We start from the raw sequence: 15,576 nt of genomic DNA, 5'->3' as shown, positions 1-15,576 counted from the left end.
CCTCCCATGTTCGGCATGTCCCACGAGACGTTCCTGCTGCTAGATGCAGTGGTTACGGTGATCGGACTCATCGTCCTCATCACCAAGTTCAAATTCCACCCGTTCATTGCACTGACCATCGCCGCCGCGTTTCTCGGCCTGACGTCGGGCATGCCGACCGGCACCATCATCAAGGCGTTCCAGGACGGCTTTGGTGGCGTGCTCGGTTTTGTCGGCATCATCCTGGCGCTGGGCACGATGCTCGGCAAAATGATGGCCGAGTCGGGCGGCGCCGATCAGATCGCCCAGACCCTGATCCGTGCCTTCGGCAAGGAGAAGGTGCAGTGGGCCATGATGTTCGCCGCGTTCCTGGTGGGCATCCCGCTGTTCTTCGAAATCGGCTTCGTGCTGCTGATCCCGCTGGTGTTCATCGTCGCGCGCCGCACCGGCGTGTCGATCATCAAGATCGGTATCCCGCTGCTCGCCGGTCTTTCCGCCGTCCACGGCCTGGTGCCACCGCACCCGGGTCCGCTGCTGGCGATCGGCATCTTTGGCGCTGACATCGGCAAGACCATTCTTTACGGCCTGATCGTCGCGCTGCCGACCGCCATCATTGCCGGACCGATCTTCGGTACGTTCATCGCCAAGCACATCCCCGGTCATCCAAATCAGGAGCTGGTGGACCAACTGGCCCGCGAGACGAACGCCGCCGAACTGCCAAGCTTCAGCATCACCCTGATCACCGTGCTGTCGCCGGTATTCCTGATGCTGCTCAAGACCTTCGCGGATGTGGCGCTGCCGGACGGCAACCTGTTCCGTGTCTGGATGGACATGATCGGCCACCCGATCTCGGCCTTGCTGCTGGCGTTGCTGTTGTCGCTGTACACCTTTGGCTACAAGCAGGGCATCGGTTCCAGCCAGATGCTGAAGTGGCTGGACGCGAGCCTGGCGCCGACGGCGGCGATCATCCTGATCATCGGTGCCGGCGGCGGTTTCAAGCAGATGCTGGTGACCAGCGGCGTGGGTGACGTGATTGGCCACATGGCCGTGAGCGCGCAGATTTCGCCGATCCTGCTGGCCTGGCTGGTGGCGGCGGTGATCCGGATTGCGACCGGTTCGGCGACCGTGGCGACCATTACCGGTGCCGGGATCGTGGTACCAGTGGTGGGGATGATGCCAGGGGTGAACCGTGAGCTGCTGGTACTGGCGACCGGCGCCGGCTCGCTGATCCTGTCTCACGTCAACGATGCGGGCTTCTGGCTGGTCAAGCAGTACTTCAACATGACCGTGGCCGAGACCTTCAAGACCTGGACCGCGATGGAAACCATCCTGTCGGTGGTGGGGCTGATCTTTATCCTGCTGTTGTCGCTGGTGATCTGAATCTAAGGCAATACCTACTGTGGGAGCGAGCCTGCTCGCGAAGCGATATGACATTCAACATCCGTGTTGACTGTTACATCGTTTTCGCGAGCAGGCTCGCTCCCACATTGGTTTTGGGTCAGGCCTCAGGTTTTTTGATCAACCCATCCGCCCGGAACATCCCGCGGATCCCGCGTACCGCCTGGCGAATCCGGTCCTGGTTCTCGATCAGCGCAAAGCGCACATGATCGTCTCCATATTCCCCGAACCCCACCCCCGGCGAGACGCAGACCTTGGCTTCGGCCAAAAGCTTCTTGGCAAACTCCAGTGAGCCCAGGTGCGCATAGGCCTCGGGAATCTTCGCCCAGACATACATCGATGCCTTGGGATTCTCCACCATCCAGCCCAGTTCATGCAGGCCCTTGACCAGTACGTTGCGGCGCTGGCGGTACTGCTCGGCGATGTCGCGCACGCATTGCTGGTCGCCTTCGAGTGCGGCGATGGCGGCCACTTGCAGCGGGGTGAAGGTGCCGTAGTCGTGGTAACTCTTGATCCGCGCCAGGGCGCTGACCAGTTCCGGGTTACCCACCATGAAGCCGATGCGCCAGCCGGCCATGTTGTAGCTCTTGGACAGGGTGAAGAACTCTACCGCAATGTCTTTCGCGCCCGGCACCTGCATGATCGACGGGGCTTTCCAGCCGTCATAGACGATGTCGGCGTAGGCCAGGTCGTGGATGACCAGTACGTCGTATTGTTTGGCCAGGGCGATGACCCGCTCGAAGAAGTCGAGCTCCACGCACTGGGCGGTGGGGTTGGACGGGAAACCGAGGATCATCATCTTCGGCTTGGGGATCGAACCGCGAATGGCCCGTTCCAGTTCATCGAAGAAATCCACGCCGGGCACCAGCGGCACCGAACGCACCTGGGCGCCGGCGATCACCGCGCCGTAGATGTGGATCGGATAGCTGGGGTTGGGCACCAGCACCGTGTCGCCCTGGTCCAGGGTGGCCAGCATCAGATGTGCCAGGCCTTCCTTGGAGCCAATGGTGACAATGGCTTCGCTTTCCGGGTCGATGTCCACTTCGTAGCGGTCCTTGTACCAGCGCGAGATGGCTCGGCGCAGGCGTGGGATGCCTTTGGAAGTGGAGTAGCCGTGGGTATCTTCGCGCTGGGCGACGGTGACCAGCTTCTCGACAATATGCGGGGGCGTGGCGCCGTCGGGGTTACCCATGCTCAAGTCGATGATGTCTTCGCCGCGCCGACGCGCAGCCATCTTCAGCTCGGCAGTGATATTAAATACGTACGGGGGGAGTCGATCGATGCGCGCAAAGCGGCGCGGCGAACCTTGTTCGGCCATTGTTGCCTCGAGATACGTGAGCGCCCGGAACCGTCCGAGCGACGTCGGCCAATGCGTTGGCCTGCGGCGCAAGATAATCGGGCCAATGGCGGATTGTCCAGTAGCCGCGCCGAACTATTTTCGACGACACTGTCGCCCTGGCTGCGCCACCAGCGGTGGCCGCAGCGGCTTGTCGGACCTGTCTTACCCAATTGTAATGGAATGAATAATGGAATTTTCCAGCGGCTTCCTGCTGAGCCTTTCCTTGTGCCTGGACATCGGCGTGGCCAATATCGCGATGATCACCCTGGCGATGCAGCGCGGCTATTTCCAGGGCTTTGCCCTGGGCCTGGGCACCTGCGTAGGCGACCTGGTCTATGCGGTCCTGGCGCTGGCCGGGATGACTGTCCTGCTGCAATACGAAACGGTGCGGTGGGTGCTGTGGATCGGCGGTTCGGTGCTGTTGCTGTATTTCGCCGCGAAGATGGTTCATTCGGCGATCTTTCACAGTGCGGTGCTGGCCGAGGCCGGCGAAGTCCGGGGCAACTCGTCTCGGCAGGAGTTTTTTCGCGGGATCTTCCTGGCAATGTCGTCCCCCAGCGCCATCCTCTGGTTCGCGGCGGTGGGAGGTACGCTCATTGCCCGCTCAGGGGGTGGCACGGTAGTCAGTTCGGCGCTGTTTTTGAGCGGATTCCTCTGCGCCGGGCTCCTCTGGAGCGCCGGCCTGTGCCTGGCGGCAACCCAGGGCGGAAAATTGTTGGGGGATAAATTGCTGCGTTATTCCTATTGGGCATCGGCGGCGATTTTCTGCTATTTCGCCATCTACGTGATCGTTTCTGGCTACAACGAGTTTGTCGGAACAACCGCCTCGGCTGTCCCGCCTGGACTCTGACAAGCGAAACGGCCTGGCAATCACCGTTTGGGTTCTATACTGCCAAACCCGACTTCAAGTTTTCCGGAGTGTCGAAGCAATGGAATCGCAAAAACGCGTTAATGCATCCGAGCCGCGCTTCGAGCAAGGACGCTTTCAGCTCATCGCCGGTTTCGGCGCGCGTTTTACCCAGGACACCGCCCAGGACATCCCGCTGCTCTGGGAAAAGTTCTTGCCCTGGCTTGGCAAAGTGCCGGGGCAGAAAGACGAAGTGACCTACGGCGTGTGTTGCAACCCGGACGGTACAGGCGGCTTTGAATACATAGCCGGCGTGGAGATCAGCCGACTAGACGACCTTCCGGACCAATACCGCTGGATCGAAATCCAGCCCGGGCCCTACGCCGTATTCGAGCACAAAGGGCCATTGAAGAGCCTTCCGGACACTTTCCAGTACATCTGGAAGGAATGGTTGCCACAATCCGGCCACCAGGCGGCGGATGAGCCTGAGTTCGAGCGCTATAGCGAAGACTTCAACCCGCGGACGGGGGAAGGCAGCCTGGAGATCTGGATACCCCTCAAGCCGAGTTGATCGTCGCGAGCCTGTTATTCAAAGACCAACCCCATCCGCCGTTCATAACCGATTCGGCCCTTGTAGGCCTCGCCGCTGTCGACCCAGCCCAGGCGGGTGTACAGGCTGATGGCCGCGTCGTTGTCTGCATCAACCGAAAGCTCAAGCCCCTTTATTTCCGGCCATACCGCTCGGGCGACGGTGGGTAGCGCTTGCAGGCAGGCCTTGCCGTAGCCTTTGCCCTGGGCGCGGCGGTCGACCTGCAAGGCGTGCAGGGTGGCGCTGTGTTCGTCGGCCCAGGCGGGCAGTACGGGTGGCCGCTTGAGCAGCAGGAACGCGACGGGCACTTCGTCGGCCAGCAGCGCAAAACCCTTTACCCCAGGGGCGGGCCTGGACAGCAGCGTATGTAGCGCACCGTGGATATCGCCGGAAAACCTGATCTGTTCGGGGTGGATTTCGATGGCTTCGACCTGTTGCCGTTGCAGCGCGGTCAGGTCTTCATAGGGTACGAGCTGAGCAGTCACGAAAACGTCCATTGTTGCCGACAGAATGAGGCCTGGATTCTAGCGAAATTTTTTCTTTGGATTATTTTTGTTTGGCTGTCGATTCACTGTTTCTCCAGACGACTAAGGCTGTCTCTAACAAAAAACTGCGGAGAACCACCATGAATACCGAAACCGAAATCCAAGCGTTGATCGACACCTATCGCCAGGCCGTCATGGCCAAGGATGTGGAAAAAGTCATGGCGCTCTATGACGACGATATCGTCTCGTTCGATGCCATCCAGGCCCTGCAATTCAAAGGCAAGACCGCTTACCGCGCGCACTGGGAAGCCTGCATGGAAATGTGCCCTGGCCCGCACAAGTTCGATTTCCATCAGGTCCAGATCACGCCGGCCGAGAACATCGCCTTCGCCCATTGGCTGGCCTATTGCGGCGGCACCAACGACAAAGGCGAAGAGCAGGCATGCTGGATGCGTGTGACAGCTTGCTACAAGCGTACGGCCGGAGCGTGGAAGATCGTCCATGAACATTGGTCGGCGCCATTCGACCCGATGGCGGGTACGGCGATATTCGACTTGCAGCCCTGATCGGCTTCGGTTTCCTCCTGCCACCTTTGTCGATCGGTTCGATCACGGAGCTTTCCATGAAGTATTTATGCCTGGTGTATAGCAACGAACAGGCCCTGCACAACTCTCCCGACAGCCCTGAGGACGCAGAGTGCATGGCTTATGCCGAGTCGATCCAGGGCAGCGGACGCATGGTCGCCGCCGAAGCCCTGGAGTCGGTGCAGACCGCCACCACGGTGCGTATGCGCGGCGGCAAACTGTCGATTACCGACGGCCCGTTCGCCGAAACCAAGGAGCAACTGGCGGGCTTCTACCTGATCGACGCCAAGGACTTGAACGAAGCCATCCAGGTCGCCGGGCATATCCCGGCGGCCCGGGTCGGCTGCGTCGAAGTCCGGCCGGTACGCCAGCTGAATCCCTGAACGACAATCACAACGGGATGATTTCCATGAGCCGTGAACCTGCTTTGTTGTCCATCAGTCCGATCACCCAAGGCCTTCCCGGCTGATGTCGGCCGAAGCGGTCAGGGCACGGGTCGAGCAGGTTTATCGCCAGGATTCGCGGCGAATCCTGGCGACGCTGATTCGCCTGCTGGGAGATTTCGATCTCGCCGAGGAAGCCTTGCACGAGGCGTTCTTCGTCGCGGTCGAGCGCTGGCAGCGCGACGGCGTGCCGGACAATCCCCGGGCCTGGCTGGTGTCGGCCGGGCGTTTCAAGGCGATTGACAGCCTGCGTCGGCGGGCGCGCTTCGCGGCGTCCCAACCGATGCTGATCGCGCAACTCGAAGCGCTTGAACAGGCCGAGTGGAGTGATGAGGACGTGGAAGACGACCGCCTGCGGCTGATTTTCACTTGTTGCCACCCGGCTCTGGCCGCTGATGCCCAGGTACCGTTGACGCTGCGGGAAGTCTGCGACCTGACCACCGAGGAAATCGCTCGTGCGTTTCTTGCCGCGCCGGCAGCCATCGCCCAGCGCATCGTGCGGGCCAAGGCGAAGATTCGTGATGCGAAGATCCCCTATCAGGTGCCGTCCCGCACGGAGCTGCCTGAACGACTCGACAGCGTGCTGCGGGTGATCTACCTGGTATTCAACGAGGGATATTCAGCCTCGATGGGGGCCGAGTTGACCCGTGAAGATCTCACCCGCGAAGCCATACGCCTCGCGCGTTTGCTGCTGGAGTTGCTGCCCGAAGCTGAAGTGATGGGCCTGTTGGCGCTGATGCTGCTGCACGAGTCGCGGCGGCCCGCGCGAATGTCGATGGCCGGCGATCTGGTCTTGCTCGATGAGCAGGACCGGTCGCTATGGGACCAGGCAATGATTGCCGAAGGTTGCGCGATGGTCGAGGCCGCGCTCAACACCCGGCGGTTCGGACCGTATTGCCTGCAAGCCGCGATTGCTGCGGTGCACGCCGAAGCGCCGAGCGCCCGGGAGACCGATTGGCCGCAGATCGTCGGCCTCTACGATGTGCTGTTGCGGGCCGTGCCGTCGCCAGTGATCGAACTCAACCGCGCGGCCGCCCTGGCCAAGCGCGATGGGCCGCAGGAAGGGCTACGCCTGGTTGACGGGATACTGGGCAGGGGCGAGCTGCTTGACTATCACCTGGCCCATTCGGCGCGGGCTGAGTTCTGCCGGCAGTTGGGTCGAGTGGAGGAGGCGAGGGCCGCCTATCGACGGGCGCTTGAATTGACGCAGCAACTGCCGGAGCGGCGGTTCATTGAAGCCAGGCTTGCGGGATTGGACTGATAATCAACCAGACGACGCCCCCTGTGGGAGCGAGCCTGCTCGCGAAAGCGTCAGCATAATCGACATCCGCTGTTGCTTTATCCACCGTCTTCGCGAGCAGGCTCGCTCCCACAGAAATGACCTCACATTATCGAAACACCACAAACCAATGTGGGAGCGAGCTTGCTCGCGATAGCGGTGTATCAGCCACTATTGCTGTCGGCTGGTAGACCCTATCGCGAGCAAGCTCGCTCCCACAGGTGCATCGATGGCTAGTCTGGCGTTGATCAGAACTCGTGATCAGCGTTGTCCGGGTTCAGGTCGCTGATACCCAGCTTGCCCGCAGCGTGTTCGATCGAGCCGGTCTGCTTGACCAAGGCGGCGATGGCGTCACGCACGATCTGGTTGCCCGCGGTGTTACCGGCGGCGATCAGCTGGTCGTAGTGCTCACCCTTGTTGGCGTGATCGACCATGACCTGGATCTTGGCTTCGGTCTCGGCCAGCTCGGCCTTGAGCGTGGTGTCGGCGGCCGGGTCGGCCTTGGCCACCAGGGAGGACAGGCTCGCGCCGGTCATCTTGGTGCCGTCGACGCGGGTGTATTCGCCCAGGTAGACGTTACGCACACCCTTGGCATCGTAGAAATGCGAGTAGTGGGTGTTGTCGCTGAAGCAATCCTGTTCGTCTTCTGGCGAGTTGGCTTCCAGGGAGACCTTCATGCGCTCGCCCGCCAGTTCACCCAGGGACAGGCTGCCCATGCCGAACAGCATCTTGCGCAGACCGGTTTCGGCCGGTTCGGCTTCCAGCGTGGCGCGGTAGTTGTCGGCGACGTTCGGTTTCCAGTTGCCGACCATTTCCTGCAAGTCGTTCACCAGCAGTTGGGTCACGGACTTGAGGTAGGCACGCCGACGGTCGTTGTGGCCGCCAGTGGCGCCGGCGCCTTCCAGGTAGTCCGAAGCCGGACGATTGCCGGCACCCGGGCCGGTGCCGTTGAGGTCCTGGCCCCACAGCAGGAATTCGATGGCGTGGTAGCCGGTGGCAACGTTGGCCTCGGAACCACCCAGCTCGTTCAGGCTGGCGAGTTTTTCCGGGGTGATGTCTTTGACGTCGACCTTGTCTTCGCCGACCTGCACTTCGGTGTTGGCGATGATGTTGGCGGTAGCGCCCGGGTTACCCAGGGCGTGCTCGTAGGATTTGTCGACGTAGTCGATCAGGCCTTCGTCCAGGGGCCATGCGTTCACCTGGCCTTCCCAGTCGTCGATGATGGTGTTGCCGAAACGGAACACTTCGCTCTGCAGGTAAGGTACGCGCGCGGCAACCCAGGCAGCCTTGGCGGCTTTCAGGGTATCGGCGTTCGGCTTGGCGAGGAAGGCGTCGACGGCGGTCTGCAGGGTTTTCGCGGTGGATTCGGCATCGCTGTAGACGGCGTAGACGATGTCGGCGTAGTGCGCGACAACGGCCTTGCCAGCGGCTTCGTCGATCTTGCCAGCGGCTGCGGGGGCAGCCGGAGCCGCAGTGCTGGCGGCCGGCGTTGGCGCTTGCGGCGCGGCCGCCTTGTCTTTGCCTTCGCCGCAACCGGCGAGGGAAATAGCGATGGCCAACAGACTGGCGGTAGCCAGAGGCATACGAATCATGGCGAACATCCTGCTTCGGTGATGAATGGGACAGGCGCGAGGGCGCGCAAAACTGCGACATAATGCGAAAGATTTGCATTATATGTAAAGAGCTGCGGCGGTAATATTTCTAGCGCAGGCAGCCCGCGGAGAAGGGGGGAAACAGTCAGATGATCGAGGCGTTGATGCGCTCGGCTTGCTTCAGATAGTTACCCAGCTCCCGTGCCGGCAACGGTTTGCTGTAGTAGTAGCCCTGACCTTCATGGCAGCCCTCGGCAATGATGTAGGCTTCCTGCTCGATCGTTTCGACGCCTTCGGCTATCACCTGCATGCCCAGGCTCTTGCCGAGCTGGATGATGGCGCGAACGATGGTCGCATCGTCTTCGTCATCGAGCAGGTCCTGGACGAAACTCTTGTCGATCTTGATCTTGTCCAGCGGCAGGCTCTTGAGATAACTCAAGGACGAATAGCCGGTGCCGAAGTCGTCGATGGCGATCAGCGCGCCGGAACGGCGCAGGCTCAACAGATGCTGGGCGGCCGTGGTGATGTCTTCCATCAGGCCGGTTTCAGTGACCTCCAGCTCCAGGCTGCGCGGGGGCAAGCGGTACATCTGCAGGAAATTGCTCACCACTCGGGGCAGTTCGGCGTGGTGCAGTTGCACTGTCGACAGGTTGACGGCCATGCGCAGGTCGACAAAACCCTGGTCGTGCCATTCGCGCAACTGTTTGCAGGCCTGGTCCAGCACCCATTCGCCGATGGCGATGATGGTGCCGTTCTGTTCCGCCAAGGGAATGAACAGGTCGGGCGGTACGAGGCCGTGCTCGGGATGATGCCAGCGGATCAGCGCTTCGGTGCCGACCACCCGCAGGTCGCGGTAGCTGACCTGCGGCTGGTAGACCAGGGTGAACTGGTCGCGAGCCAACGCCTCGCGCAAGTCTTTTTCCAGTTCACGCCGGCGGCGCATTTCGCTGTCGACGCTGGCGATATAGAACTGGTAACGATTGCGCGAGCGCGTCTTGGCCAGGGTCATGGTCTGCTCGGCTTTTTGCAGGAGCTTCTCGGTGCTGTCGCCGTCTTCGGGGAACAGCGTGATACCGATGGTGGCCCGCAGGCGGATCCCCTGGTCGTCGAGGATGAATGGCGCTTCCAGATCGTCGAGGATGCTCTGGGCCAGTTCGGCGGCCTCGTAAGGCTGCTCGATATCGGCTTGCACCAGGGCGAACTGGTCGCCGCCCAGCCGCGCCAGGGCGCCGAGGCGTCCGCTGTGGGCGCGCAGCCGATCGGCCAAGGCCAGCAGCAATTGGTCGCCGGTCTGATAGCTGAACTGTTCGTTGATACCTTTGAAGTCGTCCAGTCCCACACACAACACGGCCACGCGACGTTGCAGGCGCCCGGCGTCCACCAGGATCTTGTCCAGTTGTTGTTGCAGCTGCTGGCGATTGGGCAGGCCGGTGAGGAAGTCGTACTGGGCCATGCGCAGCAGGCTGTTTTCCGCTTCGTGGCGCAAATGTGTGTTGCGCTCGATGGATTCGAGCAACTGGTTCGCGGTGTTGATCCACAGGCCAAGTTCGTTTTGCTCGTGGCCTCGTAGCTGCGGAATCTTGTGCGCGCTGGGGCGATCGGGGTTGATTTCGGTCAGGTGCTGGATGATCCGCGACAACGGTTTGGTCAGCAGCCAGTGATAGACCAGGTACAGCACCAGGCCCATGGCCAGGGCCCGGAGCATTCCGGAAATGAAAATGATCACCGAGCTGACAATGAAGCCCTGGCCATAGGTGGCGGTGTCGAGGGTGATGCTCAGGTCGCCGTAGTATTCACTGTAGGGCCCGCGTCCCACGAGTTGCGTGGTGAAGGTGCGTTCCTGGCCCAGGATCAGGTCGGTCAGCCAGCGGCTTTCGGAATGCTGGAGGGGCCGGGTCTTCTCGGCGAGCATCGTTTCGTGGGGGTGGCCAATGGAGGCCATGCGCACGGCCTCATCCTGGAACAGGCCTTCGATGACCTGCATGCCCATTTCCCGGTCGAGGCTGTAGACCGCCTGGGTGGAAGGGTCGCGGAACATATCGAGGATGCGCTGGGCGTCGTCGGCGACGGCCCGATTGGTTTTGTAGGCATCGAAAACGATCTGGGCGCAGCTCAAGACCACGCCAACGATCAATGCCGAAAGGAGCACGACCCGGAGCAACTTCACAGACAAGCTGTTCTTGAGTTCCAGCTTCAAAGAGGGATTCCTTGTTCCGTGCGGGTAGCGTCAAGTTGCCATGAGTATTGGCAATCCTGTGATGTCAGTCAAAGGGACAATCCAACACAAGGCTTTTCGCCTGAAACCTGGCCGTTATACGGTGTTTGCAGAGTCTTTGCTCTACGACCATTGTTTCGGTTGAGGAGGGCCGCAACTTGAGGCCTGGCGGGATTATTTATCGGATTTCAGACGCGAGGTCATTTGCACGTTGCGAAGCTGTTGTGGGGAGTGAGCTTGCTCGCGATGAGGAAGGTACCGTCAACATCTCGGTGTCTGAACCACCGCTATCGCGAGCAAGCTCGCTCCCACAAAGTAAAACCGAAAAAAAAGCGCTTTCCCGTCTCCGGAAAAGCGCCGTTTTCATTGGCATCACAACTTACGCAGTAAAGGTCTTGCCTTCGAACTGCTCAGCCACGAACTTCCAGTTGACCAGGTTCCAGAACGCTTCGACGTACTTCGGACGAACGTTGCGGTAGTCGATGTAGTAGGCGTGTTCCCAGACGTCGCAGGTCAGCAGCGGAGTGTCGCCGCTGGTCAGCGGGTTGCCGGCGCCGATGGTGCTGGCCAGGGCCAGGGAGCCGTCGGCCTTTTTCACCAGCCAGCCCCAGCCGGAACCGAAGGTGCCGATGGAAGTCTTGCTGAATTCTTCCTTGAACTTGTCGAACGAACCGAAGGCTGCATTGATGGCTTCAGCCAGGGCGCCGGTTGGTTGACCGCCGGCATTTGGCGCCAGGCAGTTCCAGTAGAAAGTGTGGTTCCAGACCTGAGCGGCGTTGTTGAAGATACCGCCCGAGGAAGTCTTGACGATTTCTTCCAGGGTCTTGCCTTCGAACTCGGTGCCAGGCACCAGGTTGTTCAGGTTCACGACATAGGTGTTGTGGTGCTTGTCGTGGTGGTACTCCAGGGTTTCTTTGGAGATGTGCGGCTGCAGTGCATCGTGAGGATAGGGCAGCGGCGGCAATTCGAAAGCCATGGTGATTCTCCTAATCAGGTCAGTTGCGGTGAGCGCAAGGCCGATCACGGGCGGCCAGACTAGCGCCGGGGAGTTTGTACTCTTTGCGGCGCAGGAGTCGGATCATAGCACCGGGGGTGCGGCATAACCACGCAACAACTGTGTGGAATAGAGGTTCCAGAGCGGTTTGGAATATCAGCCCGAGACGATCAATTGCAGCGCCACGGTGAACATCATCAACGCTACCAGCAGGTCCAGGATCCGCCAGGTACTGGGTCGGGCCAGCCAGGGAGCCAACCATGCCGCACCAATGGCCAGGGTCGAAAACCACAGCAGCGAGGCACTGGCCGCCCCCATGACATAGGCGCCGGGCATGCTCTGCTGGGCGCCGAGGGAGCCGATCAGCAACACGGTGTCGAGATAGACGTGGGGGTTGAGCAGCGTGACCGCGAGTGCGCTCAGCAGGACTGTTCCCACTGAGCGCGCGGCCTGTTTTTCATCGCGTTGCAGGCTCTGTTTCGAACAGGCGCGGCGCAGCGCCTGGGTACCGTACCAGAGCAGAAACGCGGCGCCGCCCCAGCGTGCGATCGAAAGCAGCAACGGGCTTTGCGCCAATAGCGTCGCCAGGCCGAACACTCCGGCGGTGACCAGCAACGCATCGCAGATGATGCACAAGGCAGCCACCGGCAAATGGTGCTCGCGGCGCAAGCTCTGGGCGAGCACGAAGGCGTTCTGCGTGCCAATGGCCATGATCAACCCGAGGGCGACCAGCAGCCCGTTTACATAACTTTGCCACATGACGTCAATTCTCCAGCTGGATTTGCAATGCTGGCCATTCTCCGGTCCGGCGCGGTATAAGAAAAACCAATCTTGCTGATTGCTCATTAGGAATTCTGATGTTCGATTACAAACTGCTGTCTGCCCTGGCGGCCATTGTCGAGCAGGCCGGATTCGAGCGTGCCGCCCAGGTGTTGGGACTGTCGCAGTCGGCCATCTCCCAGCGGATCAAGCTTCTGGAAGCGCGTGTCGGCCAGCCCGTACTGGTGCGTGTCACACCGCCGGTGCCCACCGAAATCGGCCGACGCCTGCTCAACCATGTGCAACAGGTTCGTTTGCTTGAGCGTGACCTGCAAAGCCTGGTGCCGGCGCTGGATGAGGCCGGGTTGCCGGAGCGCCTGCGAATTGCCCTGAACGCCGACAGCCTGGCTACCTGGTGGGGCGGTGCGGTGGGGGCGTTCTGTGCCGAGCGGCAGCTCTTGTTGGACCTGGTGGTGGAAGACCAGAACGTCGGCCTCAAGCGCATGCGCGCCGGGGAAGTGGCGGCCTGCGTCTGCGCCAGCGAACGGCCGGTGGCCGGCGCCCGCAGCGTATTGCTGGGGGCGATGCGCTACCGGGCGCTTGCCAGCCCTGCGTTCATCGCCCGGCACTTCCCCGGCGGGGTGCGCGCCGATCAGTTGGCTCGCACGCCGGCCCTGGTATTCGGCCCGGATGATTTCCTGCAACACCGTTACCTGGCTTCCCTCGGTATCGAGGGCGGTTTCGAGCACCATCTGTGCCCGTCGTCCGAAGGTTTCATCCGTCTCGCTGAAGCGGGGCTTGGCTGGGGACTGGTGCCGGAACTGCAAGTGCGCGAGCAACTGGCGCGGGGCGTGCTGGTGGAGTTGTTGCCTGACAAGCCGATTGATGTGCCGCTGTACTGGCATCATTGGCGCAATGGCGGACACTTGCTCGGTCTGTTGACCGAGCAACTGATTCAGGCGTCCCGGCAGTGGCTGGTGCCGTTGGCCTGACTGACAGCGTCAGGATTAGACGAAGTATGCAAAACCCTAGCAATCGGAGCACTACATGAAGATTCTGGTCACCGGCGCAAGCGGCTTCATCGGCGGGCGCTTCGCGCGTTTCGCCCTTGAGCAGGGCCTGGATGTACGGGTCAATGGCCGCCGGGCTGAAAGCGTCGAGCATCTGGTGCGGCGTGGCGCCGAGTTCATCCAGGGCGACCTCAGCGAGCCGATGCTGGCCCTCGATCTGTGTCGCGATATCGATGCCGTGGTGCATTGCGCCGGCTCGGTGGGGCTGTGGGGGCGCTATCAGGACTTTCACCAGGGCAACGTCCAGCTCACCGAAAACATCGTCGAGGCGTGCCTCAAGCAAAAGGTCCGGCGATTGGTGCACCTCTCCTCACCGTCGATCTATTTTGATGGCCGTGACCACTTGGGACTGACCGAAGAGCAGGTGCCCAAACGTTTCAAGCATCCCTACGCCGCCACCAAGTACCTGGCCGAACAGAAGGTCTTCGGCGCCCAGGAGTTCGGCCTGGAGGTGTTGGCGCTGCGGCCGCGCTTCGTCACTGGTGCCGGTGACATGAGCATTTTTCCGCGCTTGCTCAAGATGCAGCGCAAGGGACGACTGGCGATTATCGGCAACGGCTTGAACAAGGTCGATTTCACCAGCATGCAGAACCTCAACGAAGCACTGCTCAGCAGCCTGCTGGCCACCGGTTCGGCCCTGGGCAAGGCTTACAACATCAGTAACGGGGCGCCCGTTCCGTTGTGGGACGTAGTCAATTATGTGATGCGGCAGATGGAAGTCCCACAAGTCAGGCGTTACCGCTCCTACGGGCTGGCCTACAGCGTTGCGGCCATGAACGAAGGGTTCTGCGCATTATGGCCCGGGCGCCCGGAGCCGACGTTGTCGCGCCTTGGCATGCAGGTGATGAACAGAAATTTCACCCTGGACATCGGTCGGGCCCGGCATTATCTCGATTACGATCCGCAAGTCAGCCTGTGGGCTGCGCTCGATGAATTTTGCGCCTGGTGGCGCGTCCAATATGCCCGCTGATCGCCCCGTCATGAACCGAGTGCCCGGTTCGGGGTCAATGGCTGCGGTGGGCGAGGGGGTTATACTCGCCGCATCGAGTCACTACCGATTTCCCAAAGGTTGAACCCATGCCCACGCGTAACGATGCCAACGACGACTTCGACGATGTACCGAGCCTGCGGATGCGGGCGGACATTCCCGATGACGATGACTTCCTGACCAACCGCCAGCCCCACGTGCAAGCGCGTCCGGCACCTGTTGCGGCGGCCAGGGTCAAGGCACCAAGCACCGGGCCGTTGTGGGCATTGGTCGGTGCCTTGCTGTGCGCCTTGGCGTTTCTCGCGTGGTGGAGTTTCCAGCAGATTTCCCTGATGGAGCAGCAACTGGTGGCCACCCAGGAAAGCTTCGCCCGGATCAGTGAGGATGCCGCGGGCCGCCTGCAGGACATCTCCGGCAAAGTGGTTGCCGGGCAGTCCAACGTGATGAGCGACAGTGAAGCCTTGAAATTGCAGATCAAGCAGTTGGACAGCAAGCTGCAGGAGCAGGGCCGGCAATTCGACGGCAAGTTGATGGAGCAGTACAAGCAGCTGCAAGGCGCGTTCGGACCGTCCGCCGACCTGGACAAGCAACTGGCCCAGATGATCGCCCTGGATTCCGAGCAGCAGAACGCCTACACCCAGTTGCAAGCGGCCAACGCCCAGCTCCAGGCCCAGGTCAAGGCGTTGGCGGCCGAGGTTGCAACCTTGAAGAACCAAGGCGAGGGCGGCGCGCTGGATGCCCAGCTCAAGAGCATCGGTGCCGACATCACGGCCTTGAAAAGAGCCAACTCGAACTCGGCCATCGAGCGCCTGGAGCAGGACATGATCGTGCTCAAGAGTCAGCAGGAGAACCGCTCGGGGGGCAATAACGCCGAGTTCGATGCCTTCCGCGGCCAGGTCACGCGCAACATCAATACCCTGCAATCGCAGATCCAGTACCTGCAACAGCAACTGAGCAATCGGGCCCAGTAACGGGCCCTGTGGGAGCGAGCCTGCTCGCTCCCACAGGTATTGCA

15 protein-coding genes are annotated in these 15,576 nt (G+C 61.3%); 9 read left to right on the top strand and 6 right to left on the bottom strand.

Translation table 11 applies throughout. The annotated features are described in order from the left end of the window. Nucleotides 1–6 precede the first annotated feature (6 nt). Nucleotides 7–1,359, top strand: coding sequence for a GntP family permease (locus tag J3P94_RS21340; RefSeq protein WP_305496305.1), 1,353 nt, complete (start codon nucleotides 7–9; stop codon nucleotides 1,357–1,359). A 118-nt stretch (nucleotides 1,360–1,477) separates the two neighbouring features. On the opposite strand, the gene alaC is transcribed toward J3P94_RS21340, so the two are convergent. Further along, the gene (alaC, locus tag J3P94_RS21335) at nucleotides 1,478–2,695 is read right to left on the bottom strand and encodes an alanine transaminase (RefSeq protein WP_434569563.1); all 1,218 of its coding nucleotides are present in this window, start codon (nucleotides 2,693–2,695) and stop codon (nucleotides 1,478–1,480) included. A gap of 208 nt (nucleotides 2,696–2,903) precedes the next feature. Between alaC and J3P94_RS21330 the strand changes: the two genes are divergently transcribed. Next, nucleotides 2,904–3,566, top strand: coding sequence for a LysE family translocator (locus J3P94_RS21330; protein ID WP_434569562.1), 663 nt, complete (start codon nucleotides 2,904–2,906; stop codon nucleotides 3,564–3,566). A 79-nt stretch (nucleotides 3,567–3,645) separates the two neighbouring features. Beyond that, nucleotides 3,646–4,134 carry a GyrI-like domain-containing protein gene (locus J3P94_RS21325; protein ID WP_434569561.1) on the top strand — a complete coding sequence of 163 codons (489 nt, stop codon included), beginning with the start codon at nucleotides 3,646–3,648 and terminating at the stop codon, nucleotides 4,132–4,134. 14 nt (nucleotides 4,135–4,148) lie between these two features. Here the strand turns inward: J3P94_RS21325 and J3P94_RS21320 are convergent, their stop codons facing one another. Then, the gene (locus J3P94_RS21320; RefSeq protein ID WP_434569560.1) at nucleotides 4,149–4,637 is read right to left on the bottom strand and encodes a GNAT family N-acetyltransferase; all 489 of its coding nucleotides are present in this window, start codon (nucleotides 4,635–4,637) and stop codon (nucleotides 4,149–4,151) included. A gap of 140 nt (nucleotides 4,638–4,777) precedes the next feature. Between J3P94_RS21320 and J3P94_RS21315 the strand changes: the two genes are divergently transcribed. The 3 genes from J3P94_RS21315 to J3P94_RS21305 all read left to right on the top strand — a co-directional run bounded on the left by J3P94_RS21315 (nucleotide 4,778) and on the right by J3P94_RS21305 (nucleotide 6,925). After that, entirely contained in the window at nucleotides 4,778–5,203 is a 426-nt protein-coding gene (locus J3P94_RS21315; protein ID WP_434569559.1) for a YybH family protein, read from the top strand. A 56-nt stretch (nucleotides 5,204–5,259) separates the two neighbouring features. Beyond that, on the top strand, nucleotides 5,260–5,604 hold the full coding sequence (locus J3P94_RS21310; protein WP_434569558.1) for a YciI family protein: 345 nt from the start codon (nucleotides 5,260–5,262) through the stop codon (nucleotides 5,602–5,604). Nucleotides 5,605–5,689: 85 nt separating this feature from the next. Continuing rightward, nucleotides 5,690–6,925, top strand: a complete 1,236-nt coding sequence (locus tag J3P94_RS21305) for an RNA polymerase sigma factor (RefSeq protein WP_434569557.1) — start codon at nucleotides 5,690–5,692, stop codon at nucleotides 6,923–6,925. Nucleotides 6,926–7,191: 266 nt separating this feature from the next. On the opposite strand, the gene J3P94_RS21300 is transcribed toward J3P94_RS21305, so the two are convergent. From J3P94_RS21300 to J3P94_RS21285, 4 genes are all read right to left on the bottom strand, one after another. After that, on the bottom strand, nucleotides 7,192–8,535 hold the full coding sequence (locus J3P94_RS21300) for an imelysin family protein (protein WP_434569556.1): 1,344 nt from the start codon (nucleotides 8,533–8,535) through the stop codon (nucleotides 7,192–7,194). A 145-nt stretch (nucleotides 8,536–8,680) separates the two neighbouring features. Beyond that, nucleotides 8,681–10,732, bottom strand: a complete 2,052-nt coding sequence (locus J3P94_RS21295) for a putative bifunctional diguanylate cyclase/phosphodiesterase (protein WP_434569555.1) — start codon at nucleotides 10,730–10,732, stop codon at nucleotides 8,681–8,683. A 397-nt stretch (nucleotides 10,733–11,129) separates the two neighbouring features. Further along, nucleotides 11,130–11,726: a superoxide dismutase gene (locus J3P94_RS21290; RefSeq protein WP_127929573.1), complete on the bottom strand. Its 597-nt coding sequence runs from the start codon at nucleotides 11,724–11,726 to the stop codon at nucleotides 11,130–11,132. Between the two features lie 174 nt (nucleotides 11,727–11,900). Further along, nucleotides 11,901–12,503, bottom strand: coding sequence for a LysE/ArgO family amino acid transporter (locus tag J3P94_RS21285; protein WP_434569554.1), 603 nt, complete (start codon nucleotides 12,501–12,503; stop codon nucleotides 11,901–11,903). Nucleotides 12,504–12,595: 92 nt separating this feature from the next. On the opposite strand from J3P94_RS21285, the gene J3P94_RS21280 reads away from it, so the two are divergent. From J3P94_RS21280 to J3P94_RS21270, 3 genes are all read left to right on the top strand, one after another. Beyond that, nucleotides 12,596–13,495 carry a LysR family transcriptional regulator ArgP gene (locus J3P94_RS21280; protein ID WP_434574266.1) on the top strand — a complete coding sequence of 300 codons (900 nt, stop codon included), beginning with the start codon at nucleotides 12,596–12,598 and terminating at the stop codon, nucleotides 13,493–13,495. Nucleotides 13,496–13,550: 55 nt separating this feature from the next. Beyond that, nucleotides 13,551–14,543 (top strand): NAD-dependent epimerase/dehydratase family protein, encoded by a 993-nt coding sequence (locus J3P94_RS21275; protein WP_434569553.1) that lies wholly within the window; start codon nucleotides 13,551–13,553, stop codon nucleotides 14,541–14,543. A 107-nt stretch (nucleotides 14,544–14,650) separates the two neighbouring features. Beyond that, nucleotides 14,651–15,532, top strand: a complete 882-nt coding sequence (locus J3P94_RS21270; RefSeq protein WP_434569552.1) for an ATPase — start codon at nucleotides 14,651–14,653, stop codon at nucleotides 15,530–15,532. Nucleotides 15,533–15,576 lie beyond the last annotated feature (44 nt).

Origin of the sequence: Pseudomonas sp. Z3-8, from assembly GCF_051131975.1 — a bacterium.
Lineage (GTDB): Bacteria > Pseudomonadota > Gammaproteobacteria > Pseudomonadales > Pseudomonadaceae > Aquipseudomonas.
Note: the sequence above shows the minus strand (reverse complement) of the source record. Positions and strands in the feature narration are given on the sequence as shown.